The sequence below is a fragment of the Bifidobacterium kimbladii genome (assembly GCF_032193675.1).
GTDB lineage: Bacteria > Actinomycetota > Actinomycetes > Actinomycetales > Bifidobacteriaceae > Bombiscardovia > Bombiscardovia kimbladii.
Window position 1 is genome coordinate 1 of the sequence record NZ_JASTZZ010000016.1, and the last position, 553, is coordinate 553.

At 65.1% G+C, this 553-nt stretch carries 1 protein-coding gene; it reads left to right on the forward strand.

Annotation, left to right across the window (positions count from 1 at the left end; genetic code table 11):
- The coding region (locus QRX41_RS08365) for an RCC1 domain-containing protein (RefSeq protein WP_396176812.1) at positions 1–553 on the forward strand (553 nt) is incomplete at both ends.

Sequence of the window (553 nt, forward strand, 5' to 3'; positions counted from 1 at the left end):
GCCAGCGGACTTCACCTACCTGCAGGTCAGCGCCGGAGGCTCTCATTCCCTCGCCCTGGGCAACGACGGCAACGCCTACGCCTGGGGGTCCAACGACCATGGCCAGCTCGGCGACGGGACAAGCATCGACCGGCATGCGCCGGTCAGGGTGAAGACGCCCGACCGCAGCACGTACCCGAACCTGCCAGCAGACTTCACCTACCTGCAGGTCAGCGCAGGATTGGATCATTCCCTGGCCCTGGGCAGCGACGGCAACGCCTGGGCATGGGGATGCAATTTGTATGGCAACCTCGGCAACAACAGCAGCGGCAGCTCTCCGTCTGTTCCTGTGCGCGTGCGCGACCCCGCCAGCCCTGTCGACAAGAGCAAAGGGCTGCAAGCCGCACAGGTCAGCGCCGGATACCATCTTTCGCTGGCCGTGGGCAGCGACGGCAACGCCTGGGCATGGGGATCCAACAGCTATGGCCAGCTCGGCGACGGCACCGGAAACGACAAGTTGGTTCCTGTGCCGGTGTCGTTCAACCTGGCTCTGGTGATCACCGGCGTCAGGTTC